Source organism: Vibrio sp. 10N.286.49.C3, assembly GCF_041469545.1.
Taxonomy (GTDB): Bacteria; Pseudomonadota; Gammaproteobacteria; order Enterobacterales; family Vibrionaceae; genus Vibrio; species Vibrio tasmaniensis_A.
On sequence record NZ_JBFRKT010000014.1, the window covers coordinates 6,215 to 27,394 of the forward strand.

Here is a 21,180-nt window from a genome sequence, read left to right on the forward strand (position 1 = left end):
ACACCCTGGAGGGGTTCCCGAGTGGCCAAAGGGAGCAGACTGTAAATCTGCCGGCACTGCCTTCGATGGTTCGAATCCGTCTCCCTCCACCATATTCTCCTTAATTGGAAAATCGAAAAGCCAACTCATTGAGTTGGCTTTTTTCGTTTCTGAGCTTTATATCTTTCTAAACGTATCTTGCCGAACCTATCTTTCTAAACACGGTCCTCAACTTCCTAAACACTAACCCGTTACAACCCAAGAAAGGCTAAGCGATCTAGCCCATTCAAACATCAGTGTTCCCATACTTCTGCATGACGCTGACAAGCCAGATAAGCAGCGCAGCCTAAGCAATTGGTCGATACATGTTCTTGGCATTCATTCGCTATTCTCTGTTTCTGCTGCAAAGTAATTTCAAGCTCCAATACGGGTTCAAAGAACTTGGTCATTACTCATCACATCCAAATAGAATCAATTAGTTAGCTCTAGGTTAATCCAACCTTTGAGCAAGATACATCTCTTAATATTTGTCGTGATGACACATTTCCGCTACTCATGTTCTTTGTCGGCTCACCACGTGTTAGTCATATTGGCATTGTTCCTTGAATCTAAACCCCTTCCCCCCACCCAAAAAAAGCTCAAAGCCAATTTCCCTGCTGCGACTTATAGATACATATCATTAGACGCAAAAAAGCCCCTGCTAATTTCTCAGCAGGGGCTTTCAATTATTTGGTGTCATTCCGAATAACTACATCATATTGATGTTGAGTCAAATCGTGGAATTAACCTTGAATACCAACAATTAACCAAGGTGCATTTTGAGTCGTTAGGTCACGCTCTAAGTGCCAGATATCAGTGATATCTTCTTCAATGCCGTCTGCGGTGTCACGGTAGCGACCGCTAAACTGAAGGCTTAGCTGTGCTTTACTACCATCGTGATCTGCGCGAACGATTTCAGCATCAACGTACATTACGTCTGTATGCTGATCACCGTCTAGCTTGTTACGCTCAGCTTTTAGGTCTTCAAATAGGCTTGGAGATACGTATTCTTCAATCGTGTTTAGCTCGTTGTGATTCCATGCACCTTGCAGTGTACGGTAGTGCTCACGAGAACCGTTGATGAATGCCGCTTGATCAAAACCTGGTGGGTAGTTATGTGGAACATCGCTTTGTGCACCAAAACCGAAACCACCAGCGCTATTTTGCGAATGAGGTTGTGATTGAGGCTGTGCTTGCTCGAAGTTATGAACATTTGGTTGTTGCTTAGGTTGTTCAAACTTGTTCTGACCCATGCCGCCGAATGCTGGCTGTTGGCCACGTGCATTCTGCTGATTCATTGAGCCCTGCTTCGCGCCCAACATTCCGCGTAGGAATTTAAACGCTAGGAAAGCAATCAGACCCATGATCAGAATATCCATGAACTGGATACCTTCAAATGCGCCACCAAAGAATGCAGCTAAAAGACCACCAGCAAGTAAACCACCTAGCAGACCGCCCATAAGGCCTTTCTTGCTAGAGTTAGCTGCTGCTGTTTTCTTGCCAGTTTGATCTTGTCGGATCGAATTTGTGTTTTGTTGTTTTGGTGCTGGAGCCGTTTTAAAGCTTTTGCCAAATGACTTACCACCACCAAACTTTTTCGCTTCCGCGATTGGCGTCACCGCGACTGTTACCAACAGGATCGCGACTAGTGAGAAAAATCGTTTCATTATTATCCTTTATAGGTTTTTTTATCTTTCGACACCTTAATCATACTCGTTAACAAAGAACAATGAAATATTCACGACGTTTACACATGTATCATAATATTGCGGCTATTAATTGATTACTAAACTAGCGAAGGGATTGACGGCACTCTGGGGCAGCATTAAAATATTGAACGATGTTCATTTAATAGAAAGTACTCATGGCAAGACGAAACGATCATACTCGCGAACAATTAGTGCAATTAACCTTAAAGACGGTAACCGACTTCTTAGAAGAGCACTCTTATCACGAGCTAAGTCTACGTAAAATTGCCAATATGATTGGTTATGTCCCTAGCACCTTGGTGAATGTATTTGGTAACTACAACCTACTCCTTTTACACGTTGTTGCTCAAACATTAGATGAACTGTCGTCCCAATCTGCTTCTGCGGTTGAACAATCGAGCAACCCTCAACAGGCTCTTTTCAATCTTGCATACTGCTATCACGATTTTGCACAAAAACACCCTCACCGTTGGCAGCTTATCTTTGAGCACAACATGAATGGTGAAAACCTTCCTGAATGGCAATCGAACCGTATTGATAGAATGACAGGTATGTTAGAGCAATTGCTGGTAGCTATTGCGCCTGAACACACAGAAAGCGAAGTCATTAAAGCCAGCCGTGTATTATGGTCTGGAGTACATGGAATTACTCTACTTAGCGTTGATGATAAATTTTTCGCCTCTGAACCTATCGATGGTAAAGAGTTGATCAATAACCTAATCTCAAACTACTTAACCAACTGGTAATCATTCAAGGAAAGACAATGAACAACAGCAGCCAATCTTCGCTGTTAACTCAAAAAAGGTTCCTACCCTACTTTATTACTCAATTTCTAGGCGCCTTTAATGACAACATATTCAAAAATGTTCTGTTACTGTTTGTTGCTTTCGCAAGCGTAGATACGCTGCCTATTTCCAGCAATCTATTCATTAATTTGGCCGCTGGTCTTTTTATTCTGCCCTTCTTCCTGTTTTCTGCTTTGGCTGGTGTACTGGCTGACAAATACGAAAAATCTTGGTTTATACGTAAAGTTAAGCTCCTTGAAGTGGCGATCATGTCACTGGGCGCGATCGGGTTTATCTACGAAAGCTACGGGATACTACTCCTACTTCTGTTCCTAATGGGAACGCAAAGTGCCTTCTTTGGCCCGGTGAAATACGCACTGCTTCCACAACAGTTAGAAACAAAAGAGCTGGTATCCGGCAACGCTTTAGTCGAAACCGGCACATTCTTAGCCATCCTTATTGGTACTCTTGGTGCCGGTATTATTGCATCTGAAGAAAGCGCGAAGCTCATTGCTGCGGTATGTATTGTTTCTTTCGCCGTGCTTGGCTATGTATCAAGCTGCTTTATTCCACAAGCGCCAAGTAACGCACCAGATCTGAAAGTGAAGTGGCAGCCAGTAAAGCTAACCCGCGCGACACTGGCGATTGCAAAAAAAGATCGCCCAACGTTTCAAGCACTGATGTCTATCAGCTGGTTCTGGTTCCTTGGCGCTGCTTACCTAACTCAGTTTCCAAACTTCACAAAGCTCCACTTGAACGGCACTGAAAGCTCGGTTGCCTTTTTGTTAGCTCTTTTCTCGGTCGGTATTGCGATAGGTTCTTTGGCTTGTGATAAGTTGTCAAATCACAGAATTGAAATCGGCATCGTACCAATGGGTAGCCTAGGTATGTCGATTTTTGGGCTATTGATGGCGATATCCATTCCTGAGTCCTTGCCTGAATTTACTTCTTTCCATCAATTCGTGACGTATTCAGAGCTGTGGCCGCTGTTTGCTTATCTTCTGCTCTTAGGTGTCTCTGGCGGTATCTTCATTGTTCCTCTGTATTCTCTGATGCAGTTACGAGCGAAACCAGATGAACGCGCTCAAGTGATTGCCGGGCTCAACATTTACAATTCACTATTCATGGTGGGAAGCGCCGTTTTGGGTATTGTTTGCCTGAGTGTTCTCGATCTTTCTATTCCACAGCTGTTTGTGTTGCTCGCGATAGGGAATACTTTGGTTATGCTGTACCTGTTTTATCAGGTGCCTATCTACGCTTTCCGTTTCTTTACATGGGTGGTCACTCACACTATGTACCGAGTTAAGCACAAGAACTTACACCATCTTCCAGAGAATGGCGGTGCACTGATCGTTTGCAACCATGTGAGTTATATGGATGCACTGCTTCTAAGTGCGGTTTGCCCTCGCTTGATTCGGTTTGTGATGGAAGAGGATTACGCCAAACTTCCTCCACTACGTCGATTCTTAAAAAGAGCAGGAGTTATTCCAATCTCCGCAACCAACCGAAACTCGATTAGAAACGCTTTCAAAGAAGTTGAACGAGCCCTAGATGAAGGGCACATCGTCTGTATTTTCCCTGAAGGTAAGCTAACCGCTGATGGCGAAGTAGCCGAATTCATGCGTGGCATGGAGTTGATTATCAAACGTTCTCCTGTACCTGTGATTCCAATGGCACTTAAAGGGCTATGGGGCAGCTACTTCAGTCGTTATAAAGGTCAAGCTTTTAAGGGGCTACCCACCCGTTTCAGGGCCAAGTTAGAGATAGAAGCTGCCGAACCTATGCTAGCCAAGGAAGCTTCATGCGACACGCTTCGACAGTCAGTCTCTGATCTTCGCGGCTCACTACGCTAAATAACCAACCTTTATTCATATCAGCTGAATAAACGTTTAGTTTTACTTAACGTTTGTTCAATTCATTTAGACTTACTTACCATTGCGTTAAGCGTATAGTCTTCCACTACGCTGCCAATACTAGACGCGACGAATTAAATATAATGAATCTAAAAAAGTCTGTTCCATTTTATCTTGCTGCTCTGTTTTGCTTAACCCCATGGGTGAGTTCACCGACGGCACTCGTGATCGGTTTCCTTCTTGCGAGCTTAGGTTTAGTCCCTGAGCATCTAGAAGTAGGCAAACTCACCAAGAAGCTACTGGCCTACTCGATTGTCGGCTTAGGCTTTGGCATTCAGTTTGAGAAAGCATTAGCGGTCACAGGCGATGGTATTGGCCTCATTGTCACGACGATTATTGGTACCTTGGTCATTGGTTGGTTCTTGGCAAAACGCATGGGATTAGATCGCACCACGGGTTACCTTATCTCTTCTGGTACCGCAATTTGTGGTGGTAGCGCCATTGCCGCCGTAGCACCGGCCATCAAAGCTGATGATGAACAGATTGGCTTGGCGTTAGCCACTGTATTTGTGTTGAACTCGGTCGCCCTTTTCTTGTTCCCAATGATTGGCCATGCACTAGAGTTAAGCCAACAAACTTTCGGAACATGGGCAGCCATCGCGATTCATGATACCTCCTCTGTAGTCGGCGCAGCATCAGCATATGGCGAAGAAGCACTGACCACAGCAACCACATTGAAGCTCGCTCGCGCACTTTGGATTATCCCAATCGCGTTAGTCAGCGCAATGATCTTCAAGAACGATCAAAAGAAGATTACGATTCCTTACTTCATTTTCTTCTATTGCGCTGCTATTGCTGTTAGTGACTTATTGCCACAATTTGAGATGGTCTATCAAGGTATCTTTGATGTGTCTAAGCGTGCATTGGTGGTGTGTCTATTCTTGATTGGTTGCGGTATTTCAGTTGAGAAGCTTAAAGCTGCTGGGCCGAAGCCATTGATGTTTGGTATTACAATGTGGACGATGATTTCGACAGGCTCATTAGCGTGGTTAACGCTTACCTGATGCATCTAATACGTAAAGAAGCGCTGTAGATTGGTTAACTTGTTAAGCAGACAAACAGATTAGCGAATGACAAAATAAAAAGGCAAAGCTCTAATGGGCTTTGCCCCTATCGTTTTTAGTGAAAATATCGTTTGTAGTAAAGATTTTCTTTATTGCAACAATCACAAATCAAACAGGGGCTTATCACTCTTTTTGCTCTCTCTTTTCATTAAAACAAGTACCACAACCAGCACAAATGCAGTGAGTTCAGCCAATGAACGAGTCAGTCCTGACGAAACGAGCGCTTGGCCTATCTGCAGTAAAACCGCAATGATGAGGGCAACTTTCATAATAAGACCTTATTCTATAATCCGTTATTTATAGAGCTTATTATGATGGATGGTTATAAAGATAATAAATTCTGTTTTGAACTATCTAATTGCTAAATTAACTAACCGCCTGACAACTTAGTCACCTAACAACTTCGCAAATAACGTCGAGGTAAGCGCTTACCTTTAACTCCTATGCTGAGACAACCAAGATGCCAATCCAGCGCGTGAAACCTTAATACCCTGCTGTTCTTGCTTAGGCATTCGATAATACTCAACAGGAAATTTGAACCGCTCAAGACGGCCATTCAATTGCTCGGCAAACCATTCTTTGGTTGGTAAATCCGTACAATCCACAATAGCGACAGGTCGAAACCCGAATTCATCATCTTCAATCGGAACGATAAACGCCTGATTGATTAAAGACAACTGATTCAGTGCTCGTTCAATTTCTTCACAGTGGATATTCTCTCCCCCAGAAATAAACTGATTATCAGCACGACCAATTATCGACACTTGTTCGCCATCCCATTCGCCGAGGTCTTTACTGTCGAACCAACCGTTCTCATCCACCAACGGTGTTAACTCGCCCTGATAGTAATAACCAGCAGCAAGCGTATTGCCGCCAATAAAGATACGTTGATCTTCAATTTTTAACTGGCGTTGGTCGAGAACAAAACCTGCAGTATTACTAGAATCGACTGGCTTCGCGGTCACTGTTGAAGCCGCTTCTGTCATGCCATATCCAAGCCAAGTTTCAATGCCCATTTGTTGAGCTTCAAGCCCTAGCGCTTCTGGGATATGGCTACCGCCTAAAAGCACATGAGTTAAAGTAAGTGCTTGCTTACTCTGCAATAACCTATGTAGTTGAGTAGCCACTAAAGAGGCATGACTGCAACCTTCGATGTCTGACTCAAGCTTACCTGACCCTATTTTGATGCAGCCACCAGCCGCCAACCAACGATGGACAATCGCCAATCCCGACACATGGTACATCGGCAAGCTAAGCAACCAAGTGTCAGCTTGTTCAAAGTTGAAAACGTCTAATAACCCCTGAGCTGAACATAAGTGTTGCTGCAATGTGTGAGCCACCGCTTTCGGGTTTCCGGTAGAGCCAGAAGTGAATACGATGCTCGCAAGGTTTTGAGGATTAAAGTTAGGATTTTGCGATGTTGTTGGTTTGTCATCACCATCGACCTTAACTTCGTTCAAGCAAGGTAGCGTCACCAATACCGTCTTGAGGTCAACAGCATCAGAATGATCTAACCCACAGCTATCTAATAGCCAAAGGTAACGTCTGTCTAGCTGACCATAGAGGGATTCAAGCTTCTGCGTTAAACGAGCTTTCGGCTGAGGCATGGTAAACGCACAAACCACACCTAAATTGAGTGCGGCAAGATAAGCCGGAATCACTTCAGCTTGATTCTTACCGACAATCGTCAGTACATCACCTTCAGATAGGCCTTGATGAGATAGCTGTTGTTGGTACTCACTCACCAGCACAAACACTTGCTGCCAAGTGTAAGCACGGTTAGGAGTCACTAACGCTGTTTGATGTGGGTTCTGCTGCGCCCACTGTACCCAGAGCGGGTGATGATTAGATTGTGGGCGCATCATAAGATAACCAAGTTATAAATTGAGAACGGTCTAAGCCAATCGAACGCCAGCCTAAGAGGACCAAATCAATTGCTGCTGTTCAAGCGTTGAAACTGGAAGCTGACAACCCGGCCAAGAGACTTCTAGCTGTTGCTGATACAAGCCAATCGTATCAAGCCCCGGAACTTCATTAGGCAAGTACTGCTGTGCCAATCGAGCAATCTGAGTTAAGCCAAGGCTAGACTCTATGCTTGAGCTTAGTACAGGTTTAATACCAAGTTGTTGCGCGCGTTCAATGATAGCAACACAACGCTCTACTGAACCAATTAAGGTTGGTTTAATCACAACCGCCTTAACACCTGTTAAATCACTAAGATTAAACTCAGGGCTTCGCACCGCTTCTTGCAGTGTTTCGTCCCATGCAATCGCAACACCGTGGTCAATAGCAAAAGCTAAGCTATCTTCTGGCTTCTGACAAGGCTCTTCAATAAAGCTAATACGTTGACGCAGTGAAGGCGAAATGTACTTGATGAACTGCTTGGCTTTTTCTGGTTTCCACGCACGGTTGGCATCAAGCCTTAGGGTCAAATCAGGGATCGACTCAAGGAATAAGCTGACAAGCATGCCATCACGAATCGCTTCGTAGAGGCCGACTTTTACTTTGGCGACCTTCTCGCCTTTCATCTCATTCAGCACAGGGATCAATTCATCTGGATCTCCTGTACACAACGGTGCCGCTTGGTAGTTACCTTCAGCGCTGAGTTCGCCTCGTAATTCCATCATCGCCATCGAAAAACCGAAGGCAACAGAAGGATATAACTCATCAAAAGGCGTTTGAGGGTTATTGTGGCTCCAAAGCTCTAATTCGTGTTGCAGCTGAATGCCAGCTTGTTCGGCATCTTCTTGGCTAAAACCCGGCAGAGGCGCAACTTCACCAAAACCAGTTTTACCATCACACTCAAGTTGGATGATATAGCCAACGCGTTCGTTCAACTTATTGTCACGAAGAATCACACCACTATCCATAGGTAATTGATAACGGTAGAGTTTAGCGTGACGCTGAGAATTCACTGAGTTCATAAAGTTTCCTAAAAAACGGGGAACATCAAAACAAAACGAGCCGCTATTAGCGACTCATTTTAAAGAAGAGAAAGACTATGGGTTACGCGGGAATTTGTCGAAATCAGGTCGACGCTTCTCGTTAAATGCGTTTCGGCCTTCTTGACCTTCTTCTGTCATGTAGAACATCATGGTTGCGTTACCCGCCAACTCTTGTAGACCGGCTTGGCCGTCACAGTCTGCGTTTAGTGCGGCTTTCAAGCAACGCAGCGCCATTGGGCTGTGTTGAAGAACTTCACGACACCAACGAACCGTTTCTTTTTCTAGGTCAGCAACAGGCACGACTGTGTTTACCAGACCCATGTCCAATGCTTCTTGAGCATCGTAGAAACGACACAAGAACCAGATTTCACGCGCTTTCTTTTGGCCAACGATACGAGCCATGTAAGAAGCACCCCAACCGCCATCGAATGAACCTACTTTAGGACCCGTCTGACCAAACTGTGCGTTTTCAGCTGCAATGGTCAGGTCTGCCATCATGTGAAGTACATGACCGCCACCGACTGCCCAACCCGATACCGCTGCGATAACCGGTTTTGGACAAGTACGAATTTGACGTTGGAAATCAAGTACGTTCAGGTGATGTGTACCTGAATCATCTTGATAACCGCCGTAGTCACCACGGATACTTTGGTCACCGCCAGAACAGAACGCCTTCTCACCAAGACCCGTCAAAATGATTACGCCAACTTTCTCGTCATAACGAGCATCAGCCAGTGCATTGATCATCTCTTTTACGGTTTGTGGACGGAACGCATTGTGGACTTGAGGACGAGCAATCGTGATTTTCGCAATACCGTCGTCAGACTTATGGTACTGAATATCTTCAAATTGACTGCTTTCATCGCGCCAGTTAACTGCTGCGTAAAGTTCTTCTTCTGTGATGCCTACTGTTTTAGCCATGGTGATTCCCATTGTTCTATTAGAGACCACGACTAACGAATAGTCGTGACGGTGTTGCTCTGCTTTTGATAGTGCTTGATACGAGAGAACCGCTCAGTCAGTTTAACGACGACTGGCGATACATTGGATGATCAGGTTTGAAAACAACTCTGGTTGCTCAAAATGAACATTATGACCAGCGTAATCAACCTGACTATATTCAAAGCCACTATTCTCAGCTAGCTCCATGAATTTACGATCTTTTTCACCACACACATAATGCAATTGATGCTCATGAGATTTCAATGTGGCACGTAAATCCGGTTGCTTAGCTAACGAAGTAGATAACAACATATTTGCTACGGATACTCCAAGGTTACCACTACGCTTTATGACCAAAGTTTGTCTTTGCTCATGATTTAGTGAAGAAAAGACGCTTTGTTGATACCAATCGTCTAAAACATCTTCAATCGACTGCTGCGCAAAGCGGACAGCCCATTGCGTATCATGTACTAACCTTTGTGCTCGTTCTTCATCACGCTCCAGACCAAAGTTGCCACCTTCAATAATGACTTTCTCAAGATTGAGCGTTTCGAAGCAAGGGCTTGTCACCCCATACATGGCAAGCCTGCCACCCATAGAGTAGCCAATCACCACGATAGGGTAATCCGCAGGAAGATCGTTGAGAGCAAGTTGAGAAATGATGCACTGAACGATTTTCTTGCAGCAATGATCAAAGCCTACCGGATCGATAAAGCGACTTTGTCCGTGCCCGGGCAAATCTATGCAAAGACGAGGAAAATCCTCTAGATATGGATGACATGCGCTCCAATCATCCCCGCTTCCGAGTAAACCATGTAGAAAAACAAGCAAAGGTTTGTCAGAAGATTCTTGTACAGCTGGGTAATAATTGGAGTAGAGCATGTAAAGTCCTTAGGCTAATGCCTCGGTGAGCATTGAACTGAATTGTTTCAGCAAAGTAGACGCTTGTTCGGGAGGCGTCTTAACTTCAACGAGCAAGGTACCCTGACCTTGTTCGAAATGTTGTTCGACAATCGTTTGATAGCAATTCAAAGTTTCTGGTGCCGCATAACCAAGCTGGAATTGCGCAGCGGCATGTTCAAAACCGAAACCATGGGGCATTTGATATAGAGATTGTTTTTGTTGCTCAGGAACCGGCAACAAGTCAAAGATCGCACCGCCATCATTGTTGGTCACAACAATCACCATCGGCGTTACATTGTGAGTAAGCAGAGCCAGTGAATTGAGGTCGTAAAGCAAAGAGGTATCGCCAATCAACATTATCAAGGGGTTCTGGTTAGCTTTTACCACGCCCGCAGCCGTTGCTACCAAGCCATCAATGCCCGATGCGCCACGATTACTGTAAACTTGATTTGCAGATATTGATGACAGCATATCCACCAGCCTTACCATCAAGCTGTTTCCCACAAACAACTCTCTGTCTTTAAGTCTAGTCGACAAGTCAACTGCAACGCTCAACTCGGTCAACTCGGTCAACTGGTCATTATTGGATATTTGCGCCAATGCCAATTGTTGAACCGTATTCGCGATTTCTATCAAAGGTGCTGCCCAACCCGCATGTTGACCTAACAAGGTGGGTAAATGCTGCTCTGACACCCATGATTCGATATCAACAACGATATGGGTTTGAGGCAGATGATCTTGGTTGATTCGGTGCGCATCTGGTGACACAACAATGTATTGTGATGAGCAGAATGATGATGCTTGCGATTTTATCCAATGATTAAGGCGCTTAGAAACAATGCGCTCACCGAACTGAAGGATGAAATCACATTGGTTGAGTTGCGCTTTAGCTGCGTCACTCTGCATCCACAGATCATAATGTTTCCAATCACTTGTGACACCTGATTGAGGATCGCAAAAAACTGGCCAGCCTAATGCAGTGGCAAACTGCTGAGCTTTTGTCGCTTGTTCAATATCGAGCGAACCGAGAATAACCACACCCTTACGTCCAAGATACTCACCTGGAGCAATCGGTTGTGTATTCACTTTATTAGGTAAAAACGTTTGGCTGTAACAACCTGTTCCCGACTTCCACCCAGAGATACTGGATGTGTATTCCACATACATTTCCGCGCTATTCGCAGAATATAGAGGCTCTGGGAACGGACAGTTGATATGAATCGCACCGCCAACATTGCGTTGTCTCGCTAGCGCGTTATCAACGGATGTCAGAAGCCAATTCAATGAAATCTGTGTGGTTGGACTTGGTAGATTTAAAGCACTTTCAACATGGGAAGAAAAGATGCCTTGCTGTTGAATCGCTTGATTAGCGCCACAGTCGACTAAATCGATAGGTCGATCAGAGGTCAGCAAAATTAGCTTCTCTCGTGTCAGTCCAGATTCAGCCGTCGCAGGAAGAAGGTTTGCAACAGCAGTACCAGAGGTGACAATCACGGCAACTGGCTTATCGCTGGCTTTCGCTAAACCTAAAGCAAGAAAACCAAGCCCACGCTCATCAAAGTGCGTGTGCAGCGTCAGTTTTGGATTGGCTTCGGCTTCGAGTGTTAACGGCGTTGAGCGCGAGCCTGGCGCGACACATACATGTTCAACACCACTCCGGGCTAGCTCTTCAAGTAACGTGTGACACCAAACTCTGTTTAATACGGCTTGGTCGTGATTCATGACGCCACACCCAGAGGTGGGTGATCTGAAATTAAGCTGAGCAGAGTCGACATTTTCTTATTCAACTCTTGCCACTCATGTTCAGCAACCGATCCCGGCACGATCCCGGCACCCGCAAACAGTTGTACTTGATCGTTTACAATCAAGGCACTTCGAATCGCGACACAGAATTCAGCGCGTTGATGGCTAATATAGCCAACAGAGCCTGCGTACCAACCTCTCGCAAACGGTTCATGTTCAAGTATGAAATCCATCGCTTCTTTACGAGGCAGTCCCGCAACGGCAGCTGTTGGCTGTAATGAAGCCAGTAGCTGGACACCATTAACACCAGTATTGAGTTGAGCATGAATATTACGCTTAAGATGCTGTACCTTACGCAAACGCACAAGTCGCGCCTCTTTTTCAACGTGTACCGTTTGAGAATGAGGGGTGAGACGCTCAATGATATCGTCAACCACATATTGGTTTTCATTGAGGTTTTTACTGTCTTGAGAAAGCCAGTTGGCTAACTCCATATCTTCTGTCGCGTTTTCTCCGCGACCAATGGTTCCCGCTAGCGCTTCAGTATTAAGCTCAGTGCCATATCGACTGTACAAACGTTCTGGCGTTGAGCCAATAAAGCTGTGTTTGGAATCCAATACCAACATAAAGTGAAAGCTGTGATGGTTTTGCAGGTAACTGGCCTTGAGCAACTGAGCCGCGCAGATTGGCGCATCCAATTGCAATGTGGTTCTACGAGCTAATACGACTTTCTTATATTCTTCATCGCTGATGCCCTGAAGCACTTTATCAACCAAATTGCCCCACTGTTCTCGTTCTGGAACATGGTTAATTTGCTCAATGTGCGCCGACAAGGGTGCCAATATCGCCGCTTCGACAGAAAGCTTATTCAAAGCATTAATGGAAGCAACGCGATCAGGAGACAAATTAACCGCCAGCGACCAAGTGTCGTCAAAGCGAATTAATTCAACCTGAGGAAGAAAGAAAAATGATTCCATGCAACGGCGGTTCTTTGCGGTATGTCCGTCAAATGAACGTCCACCCCAAATTCGTTGGTCTTCACCAAGAATGGCATACGCAGGAGCAGGATCGGAGAAAGTATGCAGTTGACCGAGCGCGACCACTTCTTCACGAGTGTCGCGTGACTGCCAATAGAACTTTGGAAAGAGCGGTTGAGCATGAAGCCATTCTATAAATGCAAACGATGGTTTTTGCGTTAGAACTTCAACACAACGAACTTCACTTGCTTGGGCATTTTGTACTCGCTCAATCAAAGCGGAGATAGTTTGCTGGAAATGTGACAAATCGACCTCGTTCACATCTAAATTATTATTATATTAGTTTGATACTTTATGGGCAGTACCCACTTAGATCAAGAATGTACTATATCTTTTGAACATTCCTGTGATTCTAAGCGATCCAACCTCTTTATTCATCTTAGCCAATAACAAAGAAAGCGATTAATTAAAATTTAGAAAAGAGTGACAACAAAAAGACCAAACGTGACACTGAAATGCGACATTCATCAGATTTTTATTCTATCAAACCCCGTTTTGCGGTACTTTAATAAAGTATTTAAATTAATTTCAGGAAATCGGCAATGCAAAATATCGGGATGTCGTCAAAACTCAACAGCGTATGCTACGAAATCAGGGGACCTGTACTCAAACATGCTAAGCGCATGGAAGAAGAAGGGCATAAAATACTGAAGCTTAATATCGGTAACCCCGCCCCATTTGGTTTTGACGCCCCTGATGAAATCCTTGTTGATGTAATCCGTAACCTACCGACATCTCAAGGTTACTGCGACTCAAAAGGCATCTATTCAGCCCGCAAAGCGGTTGTTCAGCACTACCAGAAAAAAGGCCTCCGTAACCTTGATGTAGAAGACGTTTACATTGGTAACGGCGCATCAGAGCTTATCGTTATGTCTATGCAGGCGCTACTGGATAATGGTGATGAAATCTTAGTTCCCGCTCCGGACTACCCACTATGGACAGCGTCTGTTGCGCTTTCTGGTGGCACACCGGTTCACTACATGTGTGATGAAGATGCTGATTGGTATCCAGATCTAGACGACATGCGTGCGAAGATCTCACCAAAGACTCGCGGCATCGTTCTTATCAACCCGAACAACCCAACAGGCGCGGTATACAGCCGCGATTTCCTATTACAAGTTGTTGAGATTGCGCGTGAGCACGGTTTGATCATCTTCGCTGATGAAATCTACGATAAAGTACTTTACGACGGTGCAGTCCACACGTCAGTCGCAACGCTGGCTGAAGACGTACTCATGGTGACATTCAACGGTCTGTCTAAGGCTTACCGTGTATGTGGTTTCCGTGGCGGCTGGATGTTCTTAACGGGTCCGAAACACATTGCGAAAGGCTATGTCGAAGGGCTAGAAATGCTCGCCTCGATGCGTTTGTGTGCCAACGTACCAATGCAGCACGCCATCCAAACGGCACTGGGTGGTTATCAGAGTATCAACGAACTGATTCTTCCTGGTGGTCGACTGCTTGAGCAACGTGACCGTGCATGGGAACTGATCAACAAGATCCCTGGTGTTTCTTGTGTGAAACCAAAAGGCGCGATGTACCTGTTCCCTAAGATCGACACCAACATGTACAACATCAAAGACGATCAGAAATTCGTACTCGACTTCCTTAAGCAAGAGAAAGTGTTATTGGTTCAAGGTACTGGCTTCAACTGGCCGAAACCGGATCACTTCCGCATCGTGACTCTGCCGCACATCGAAGATCTAGAAATCGCGATTGGTCGCCTAGAGCGCTTCTTACAGACTTACAGCCAAGATGAGCTCACAGTCGATTAATTAACGCAAAAAGTTATGACTACAATTTGCTGTTTTAAAAGACTTTAACTTGTAATCAATCACTTCTATGCTTAAAAGGCTCCTGTTTGGGAGCCTTTTTTGTATCCGCTGTCTCGTATCACTGTGTTGAGATCAATACGAGTGGAGCATTGTTTAGAAAGGACTCTTATGAAACAAAGCCATTTCTTTGCCCATCTTGCCCGTATGAAGCTGATTCAACGCTGGCCTTTGATGCGATCCGTCTCAAGTGAGAACATTTCAGAACATAGCCTACAGGTGGCTTTCGTCGCACATGCCTTGGCATTAATTAAAAATAAGAAGTTTGATGGTCAGCTCAACCCCGAGCACATTGCTCTGCTTGGCATGTACCACGATACGAGCGAGGTACTGACTGGTGATTTACCAACTCCGGTTAAATACTACAACCCAGACATCGCCCAAGAGTACAAGAAGATAGAAGCCGCAGCAGAACAAAGACTACTTTCAATGCTACCGGAAGAATTCCAAGACGATTTCGCGCCCTTCTTAATATCCGGAACAGCAAACAAAGAAGAACAAAGCATCGTCAAGCAAGCCGACACTATCTGTGCTTACCTCAAATGCTTGGAAGAACTCAGCGCGGGAAACCACGAATACGAACAGGCCAAACGCAGGCTTGAAGAGACGCTATCACAACGCAAAAGCCCGGAGATGGATTACTTTCTGACGACATTTGCACCCAGTTTCGAATTATCACTAGACGAAATCAGCTAGCTAGGTATAAGTTGAGTGTAATTATCTAAATAAAATCAATTTGATAGGTGCTATTTTGACTTCTCCAATCGAACCACCATTTGTACTCGAGCAAGAATGGCAAGATCGAAACAACGATGAGCATAAGATCAGAAGAGACGATCACCGTAGCCCATATCAACGCGATCGTGCTCGCGTGCTTCACTCAGCTGCATTCCGTCGTTTACAAGCCAAGACACAAGTACATGGCACCACGGTGAATGATTTTCACCGTACCCGCTTAACCCACTCACTAGAAGCTGCTCAGCTTGGTACGGGGATTGTCGCTCAGCTAAAGAAAAAACAACCCGAGTTTCGAGATTTGTTGCCTTCAGACAGTTTGATCGATTCATTGTGTCTGGCTCACGACATTGGCCACCCACCTTATGGGCACGGTGGTGAAGTCGCGTTGAACTATATGATGCGCGATCATGGTGGCTTTGAAGGCAATGCCCAAACGTTTCGCATTGTCACACAGCTAGAACCTTACACTGAACATCACGGGATGAACCTGTCTCGACGAACTCTGTTAGGTCTGATTAAGTACCCTTCTCTGCTTAGTGAAGTTCAAGCTAAATTGCAGTCTGAGCCCGTTAAGCATCAACGACAACTTCGAGCTAAAGATTGGATGCCAGCAAAAGGCATCTACGATCATGATGAAGAACTGTTTAACTGGGTACTGGAGCCGCTTTCAAACAATGACCAGCAGCTACTCAAACAGAAAAGAAAATCACACACCGAACCACTTGAGCACAACAAAACCAAGTACAAATCACTCGACTGTTCGATCATGGAATTGGCCGATGATATCGCTTATGGCGTGCATGATTTAGAAGATGCGATTGTGCTTGGTTCTGTAACCAAAGCACAATGGGTTGAATCGGCTTATCCTCAATTGAAAGAGATGGCTGATCCTTGGATCTGTGAGCATTTAGATTCGATTACTGAAATGCTTTTTTCGGGAGAGCAATATCGTAGAAAAGATGCGATAGGTGGGATAGTTAACGCACTACTCACCAGTATTTCTATCAAGCCCGTTGATACAAAATTTGAGAACGTGCTGCTGGCTTATAACGCTTTTCTTGAGCCGAGCATGGATGCGACGTTGGATAGGCTTAAGCGCTTTGTCAGTGAATTTGTAATCCAAGTTCCACAGGTTCAAGTGATTGAATATAAGGGTCAGCAGATCATCATGGACATGTTTGAAGCATTCAGTGCTGATCCTGAACGTTTGTTGCCACTGCCAATCAAGAAGCAATGGCTGCAGCATGAAGATGAATCAAGAAAGATGCGCGTGATAGCCGATTACATTTCATCGATGACCGATGATCTTGCTCAGAAAATGCATCAGCAACTGTTCTCGGCGCATACCGAGTTTTAATTCCTGACTAACTCGACTGAAACAGCTTAATCTAAGTAGTTTTTCTCAAACACGCCCGGCGGCATTTGATTGATTTGAAACTGAATCATTTGGTCAAATGCCGTTAGCAAAGGACTAAAATCGACGTCATCCTCTAACAAGCTAAGCAAATGATAGCCAGCTTCAACGGTTGAAAGGCTGTTTTCACTTGGTGCTTTGCGGATCCGGTAATTACCTTTAAGGTCTTTGGGTAAATGAACGGTTTGTAGCGCGTGCAAGTTACTCGATACCTGCCACATTTTGAACGCTTTCTTCCATGTCCCGTCTAATAAAATCACACGCAGTTTTTTACGTGGGCAGATTGCAGACTCAACAGAAACAGAATGTTCGCTAGGGTACAAAATCACGTGTTGATACTGCTCATCAGCTAGCAACTCGTTAAGTTGTGTATTCTCTGAAAAGTCTTCACCCACAAGCGTCACACTGTTTTTTAGAGACAACGAGAGAATACGCGCTGTTCCCATTGGACGATGCTCTTCTGATGGATGCTGAAGAATGATAAGCTCAACGTTCGATTCTAGTGGCGTAACCCACTGACATATACAAGCTTTTAAAGCCTTGCTGCATTGGCGGCAATAACGAGACATGGATTTAATGTGTACCCTGTTTTAATTTTCACTTCACTTTTATGCGTCTTATTCCAACTAGAGCCTGTGCAGGCTTGGGTAGTTTGGGATAAAAATGCGATCGCCGATGGGCAATGGTGGCGGATCCTAACAGGAAACTTTTCACATACCAACTACTCACACCTGCTGATGAATCTAGCCGGCTTATGGATCATCAGTTATATGTTTCAACCCAATAAAAAACAACTACTCAGCGCATTGCTTTTCATTAGTTTAGTCACTGGATTCGCTCTGTTGCTGTCAAGTATTCAAATCTATGTCGGTTTGTCAGGGACTTTGCATGGGCTGTTTGGTTTATTCGCGCTCAGAGAGGCGCTAAACGGCAGGAATTCTAGTTGGCTGTTGGTGTTCGGATTAATCGCTAAGATAGCGTGGGAGCAGTTTGTTGGCCCTTCTAGCACGACTGGCGAACTGATTAATGCTCGTGTCGCCATTGAAGCCCACCTAGCAGGTGCACTGGCTGGAGGCTTCATGGCTGTCGTTTTATTTATAACGAATAGACAAACAAATCAAAGCTGAATTCTTTCACGGTTCTTTTCGACCGTGGCTTCACCTATCCCTTTCACGTTAACCAAACTGTCAGCGGTGGCAAACTCACCGTTCTTCTCTCTGTAATCAACAATCTCTTTTGCTTTCTTATCGCCCACACCTACTAATAAGGCTGATAGCTCTTCTGCTGTCGCTGTGTTGATGTTTACCGTGATCTCAATGCCATCGTATAGCTCAGCTTTAGTTGGGCTATCAGCAAGCACTGCAGAGCTCAGGGTAATAAGAAATGAAAGAAGTAGTGTTGAATATATCGCGCGCATAAACCGTTCCTTTGTACAAAAAAGGTAACTTATGTATTTGCCGCTGCAGATAACACAAACGCCAGATAAAAATAAAGCGGGTCACCGAAGTGACCCGCTTTGTTATACATCTTGTTTTCATCAGCTTGTTTGTTGGCTCACAAATCTGAATTGGAGCTTAACAACCATATGTTGATCCTCAGTAGTAAACTCTAACTTGAGCTTGCTACTGAGGTAATCAAACGCTTACTGACCTTGACCCACTACGTAGTATTCAACGTCTGCATTTTTGCGCAGTACGTTTAATACGTTAGTTAGATCTTGTTGGTTACCAACTCGCTCTAACTGAGCACCGATTTGAGTGCTGTAAGCTGGGTTGATTTCAGCCGTCACTTTAGAAAGCTCAACAACGACGATGTTACCGTCTTGGTCTTTAGATTGACCAAATACCGCTTGGCCTTCTTCTGGTTTCGATAGTGCGAATACAGAAGCGGCAAGTGGAGAGTTACGGTCAATCGTTTCAAGTTCAGTGAACTCAAAGTTGTTGTCTGAAAGTACCGCTTCGTTGCCTTGCTTAAGTTCGTTAACAAGAGACACACCAAGCTCAACTGCTTGTTGCTCAGCTTGTACCGCAGACAATGCAGCGACAACTTGATCTTTCACTTCAGCTAGAGGAAGAACTGTTTCGTCACGAGTCTCTTCTACACGAACAACAATCACGTGCTCAGGTGCAACTTCGATAACTTCAGAGTTCAGACCGTCTTCTTTCACTTCAGGGCTCAAGATAGCTTGCATTACTGCAGGCGTCATCAGAACTTCTGGAGCGTCAGCTTGAGAGATGAAATCAGTCGTCGTGATTTTCGCGTTGATAGCTTCTGCAGAATCATCTAGAGAATCTGGGAATTCAAACGCTACTTTTTCAAGTTCAGTTTGTTGCTCGTAGAACTGATCAACTGCGTGTTGGTCTAGAAGCTCTGTCTTAATCTCTGCCGCTACTTCAGTGTAAGGCTGAGCTTGAGATGCTTTTAGTTCGTCTAGCTTGATGATGTGGTAGCCGAAATCAGATTTAACTAGACCAGTCGTATCGCCAATATTCTCAAGAGCGAAAGCCGCGTCTTCAAATGCTGGGTCCATAACATCACGTTCAATCCAACCTAGGTCACCGCCAACATCCGCACTACCGAAGTCATCAGATTTCTCTTCTGCTAGCGTAGCAAAATCAGCGCCTGCATTTAGCTCGTCTAGGATAGACTGAGCTTTCGCTTCGTCATCGCCTTGAACTAGGATGTGGCTAACTTTACGTTGCTCTTCAGTTGAGTACTTGTCTAAGTGCTCTTGGTAGTATTTCTGAGCTTCTTCATCGCTAACTTCAAGCTGAGACTTAAGCGCTTCAGCAGAGAGTTCAATGTAAGACACCTTAGCTTGCTCTGGACGAGTGTAAGCCGCAGGGTTCTCTTGGTAGTACTGTTCGATTTGTTCGTCAGTTAACTCGATGTCTTTTGCTAGGTCAGCAACAGAAAGAGTCACAGTACGAATGTCACGAGTTTGAGCAATAAGCTTGCTTTGCGTATCGATCTCACCTTGAAGAACGAATTCGCTGCCTTGTAGGGCAGTAACAAGCTGGTTGCGCATTAGATCACGACGCATGTATTCAGCGAAGCTTTCTGCGCTGAAACCTGCACGACGTAATGCCGATTGGTAAACTTCTTGGTCGAATTGACCAGCCGTTTGGAATTGAGGCATTTCTAGAATCATGGTACGGATTTGAGTATCACTGATTCGTAGACCTAAAGACTCAGCTTGCTGTTCAAGTAGAACGTCATTGATCATGCGATCAAGAACTGATTTACGGAAAGACTCTACGTATGCAGGGTCTGCAAGCATTTGGGCAAAGTAATCGCCTAGTTGAGACTGCATGCGATTACGTTCGTTTTGGTAAGCCTGTTCGAACTCACCACGAGCGATTTCTGTATTGCCAACTTTAGCTGCTGCGTTGTTACCGCCACCGGTGATGTAGCTACCTACACCTGCGAATACGAATGACAGGATAATCAACCCAAGGATAATTTTTACCGCGATGCTATTCACGCCTTCGCGTAATCGATCCATCATAATTTAAGTGCTCTCCGGATATGAAGCATTGGCTTCAAAATAAAAATCTATTCACGCGATATTATCAGAAAAAGAAATGCGCATCAGTAGGATGCGCATAATTTAAATAAGTTCAATGTGCTTTGCACACATACTGTCTAAGAATGAAACATCATTTTTCAAACAGTAAACGCATTTTACTGCCTTCCCCTCTTAAAACTCGAGGTTTCAGCAGTGAAAATTAGTTACATGCGTCTTTAAGTGCTTTACCCGCTTTGAAGCCAGGTACTTTAGCTTCTGCGATTTGGATCTCTTCACCAGTTTTTGGGTTACGACCTGTACGAGCAGCACGAGTACGAACACTGAAAGTACCAAAGCCAACAAGTGCAACTTGGTCACCAGATTGTAGCGTTGTGCCAACTGCTTCGATGAATGCGTCTAGAGCGCGGCCAGCTGAAGCTTTAGAGATGTCTGCGTTTTCTGCGATTGATTCTACTAGTTGTGTTTTATTCACTGTTTTTCCCCTATGTGTCATCTGTGACTACTTCTCGATGACTGTACGTTCCATTTTGGTTTTAATTTAGCCGCAAGCCTTATTACAAAAGGGATTGCCGCTTTAGTGGAATAACTTAGCGTCCAAAAAAAACGCT

At 44.8% G+C, this 21,180-nt stretch carries 20 protein-coding genes and 1 tRNA gene; 8 read left to right on the top strand and 13 right to left on the bottom strand.

Going from position 1 to position 21,180, the window contains the following annotated elements; all coding sequences use genetic code 11:
- The first annotated feature begins 7 nt into the window (after positions 1 to 7).
- Positions 8 to 92 (top strand) — tRNA-Tyr (locus tag AB4180_RS07550).
- A 180-nt stretch (positions 93 to 272) separates the two neighbouring features.
- Here AB4180_RS07550 and AB4180_RS07555 read toward each other — a convergent pair.
- Positions 273 to 428, bottom strand: a complete 156-nt coding sequence (locus AB4180_RS07555) for a hypothetical protein (protein ID WP_198592260.1) — start codon at positions 426 to 428, stop codon at positions 273 to 275.
- A gap of 333 nt (positions 429 to 761) precedes the next feature.
- A complete protein-coding gene (locus tag AB4180_RS07560) occupies positions 762 to 1,685 on the bottom strand; it encodes a Tim44 domain-containing protein (protein ID WP_009847262.1) in 924 nt (307 codons plus the stop codon).
- Positions 1,686 to 1,882: 197 nt separating this feature from the next.
- Here AB4180_RS07560 and AB4180_RS07565 point away from each other — a divergent pair, with 197 nt between their 5' ends.
- From AB4180_RS07565 to AB4180_RS07575, 3 genes are all read left to right on the top strand, one after another.
- Positions 1,883 to 2,473 carry a TetR/AcrR family transcriptional regulator gene (locus tag AB4180_RS07565; protein WP_012604487.1) on the top strand — a complete coding sequence of 197 codons (591 nt, stop codon included), beginning with the start codon at positions 1,883 to 1,885 and terminating at the stop codon, positions 2,471 to 2,473.
- Positions 2,474 to 2,490: 17 nt separating this feature from the next.
- Positions 2,491 to 4,365: an MFS transporter gene (locus AB4180_RS07570; protein ID WP_017100593.1), complete on the top strand. Its 1,875-nt coding sequence runs from the start codon at positions 2,491 to 2,493 to the stop codon at positions 4,363 to 4,365.
- 143 nt (positions 4,366 to 4,508) lie between these two features.
- Positions 4,509 to 5,429 carry a YeiH family protein gene (locus tag AB4180_RS07575; protein WP_029224038.1) on the top strand — a complete coding sequence of 307 codons (921 nt, stop codon included), beginning with the start codon at positions 4,509 to 4,511 and terminating at the stop codon, positions 5,427 to 5,429.
- 161 nt (positions 5,430 to 5,590) lie between these two features.
- On the opposite strand, the gene AB4180_RS07580 is transcribed toward AB4180_RS07575, so the two are convergent.
- The 7 genes from AB4180_RS07580 to AB4180_RS07610 all read right to left on the bottom strand — a co-directional run bounded on the left by AB4180_RS07580 (position 5,591) and on the right by AB4180_RS07610 (position 13,305).
- Positions 5,591 to 5,758, bottom strand: coding sequence for a hypothetical protein (locus tag AB4180_RS07580; RefSeq protein ID WP_009847266.1), 168 nt, complete (start codon positions 5,756 to 5,758; stop codon positions 5,591 to 5,593).
- Positions 5,759 to 5,923: 165 nt separating this feature from the next.
- Positions 5,924 to 7,354 (bottom strand): o-succinylbenzoate--CoA ligase, encoded by a 1,431-nt coding sequence (gene menE / locus AB4180_RS07585; RefSeq protein WP_102249855.1) that lies wholly within the window; start codon positions 7,352 to 7,354, stop codon positions 5,924 to 5,926.
- 51 nt (positions 7,355 to 7,405) lie between these two features.
- Positions 7,406 to 8,413 (bottom strand): o-succinylbenzoate synthase, encoded by a 1,008-nt coding sequence (menC, locus tag AB4180_RS07590; protein WP_102249856.1) that lies wholly within the window; start codon positions 8,411 to 8,413, stop codon positions 7,406 to 7,408.
- A gap of 75 nt (positions 8,414 to 8,488) precedes the next feature.
- Positions 8,489 to 9,355, bottom strand: a complete 867-nt coding sequence (gene menB, locus AB4180_RS07595; protein WP_010439547.1) for a 1,4-dihydroxy-2-naphthoyl-CoA synthase — start codon at positions 9,353 to 9,355, stop codon at positions 8,489 to 8,491.
- Positions 9,356 to 9,457: 102 nt separating this feature from the next.
- A complete protein-coding gene (gene menH, locus AB4180_RS07600; RefSeq protein ID WP_102249857.1) occupies positions 9,458 to 10,258 on the bottom strand; it encodes a 2-succinyl-6-hydroxy-2,4-cyclohexadiene-1-carboxylate synthase in 801 nt (266 codons plus the stop codon).
- Positions 10,259 to 10,267: 9 nt separating this feature from the next.
- Complete coding sequence (gene menD / locus AB4180_RS07605; RefSeq protein ID WP_102249858.1) at positions 10,268 to 12,001, bottom strand: 2-succinyl-5-enolpyruvyl-6-hydroxy-3-cyclohexene-1-carboxylic-acid synthase; 1,734 nt, start codon at positions 11,999 to 12,001, stop codon at positions 10,268 to 10,270.
- Positions 11,998 to 13,305: an isochorismate synthase MenF gene (locus tag AB4180_RS07610; RefSeq protein ID WP_102249859.1), complete on the bottom strand. Its 1,308-nt coding sequence runs from the start codon at positions 13,303 to 13,305 to the stop codon at positions 11,998 to 12,000. Before AB4180_RS07610 ends, menD begins: the two co-directional genes overlap by 4 nt.
- A gap of 296 nt (positions 13,306 to 13,601) precedes the next feature.
- Between AB4180_RS07610 and AB4180_RS07615 the strand changes: the two genes are divergently transcribed.
- The 3 genes from AB4180_RS07615 (at position 13,602) to AB4180_RS07625 (ending at position 16,986) form a co-directional block, all read left to right on the top strand.
- Positions 13,602 to 14,834, top strand: a complete 1,233-nt coding sequence (locus AB4180_RS07615) for a pyridoxal phosphate-dependent aminotransferase (protein WP_017110067.1) — start codon at positions 13,602 to 13,604, stop codon at positions 14,832 to 14,834.
- Positions 14,835 to 15,002: 168 nt separating this feature from the next.
- The gene (gene yfbR, locus AB4180_RS07620) at positions 15,003 to 15,587 is read left to right on the top strand and encodes a 5'-deoxynucleotidase (protein ID WP_065113353.1); all 585 of its coding nucleotides are present in this window, start codon (positions 15,003 to 15,005) and stop codon (positions 15,585 to 15,587) included.
- Positions 15,588 to 15,642: 55 nt separating this feature from the next.
- Complete coding sequence (locus AB4180_RS07625) at positions 15,643 to 16,986, top strand: anti-phage deoxyguanosine triphosphatase (protein ID WP_102249860.1); 1,344 nt, start codon at positions 15,643 to 15,645, stop codon at positions 16,984 to 16,986.
- A 26-nt stretch (positions 16,987 to 17,012) separates the two neighbouring features.
- On the opposite strand, the gene AB4180_RS07630 is transcribed toward AB4180_RS07625, so the two are convergent.
- Positions 17,013 to 17,612, bottom strand: coding sequence for a tRNA-uridine aminocarboxypropyltransferase (locus AB4180_RS07630; RefSeq protein WP_102249861.1), 600 nt, complete (start codon positions 17,610 to 17,612; stop codon positions 17,013 to 17,015).
- A 9-nt stretch (positions 17,613 to 17,621) separates the two neighbouring features.
- Here AB4180_RS07630 and rrtA point away from each other — a divergent pair, with 9 nt between their 5' ends.
- A complete protein-coding gene (gene rrtA, locus AB4180_RS07635) occupies positions 17,622 to 18,170 on the top strand; it encodes a rhombosortase (RefSeq protein WP_102249862.1) in 549 nt (182 codons plus the stop codon).
- On the opposite strand, the gene AB4180_RS07640 is transcribed toward rrtA, so the two are convergent.
- From AB4180_RS07640 to AB4180_RS07650, 3 genes are all read right to left on the bottom strand, one after another.
- Entirely contained in the window at positions 18,161 to 18,460 is a 300-nt protein-coding gene (locus AB4180_RS07640) for a ComEA family DNA-binding protein (RefSeq protein WP_102249863.1), read from the bottom strand. The genes rrtA and AB4180_RS07640 overlap by 10 nt on opposite strands.
- A 225-nt stretch (positions 18,461 to 18,685) precedes the next feature.
- Positions 18,686 to 20,551, bottom strand: coding sequence for a peptidylprolyl isomerase (gene ppiD / locus AB4180_RS07645; RefSeq protein ID WP_102249864.1), 1,866 nt, complete (start codon positions 20,549 to 20,551; stop codon positions 18,686 to 18,688).
- Positions 20,552 to 20,771: 220 nt separating this feature from the next.
- The gene (locus AB4180_RS07650; protein WP_012604504.1) at positions 20,772 to 21,065 is read right to left on the bottom strand and encodes an HU family DNA-binding protein; all 294 of its coding nucleotides are present in this window, start codon (positions 21,063 to 21,065) and stop codon (positions 20,772 to 20,774) included.
- Positions 21,066 to 21,180 lie beyond the last annotated feature (115 nt).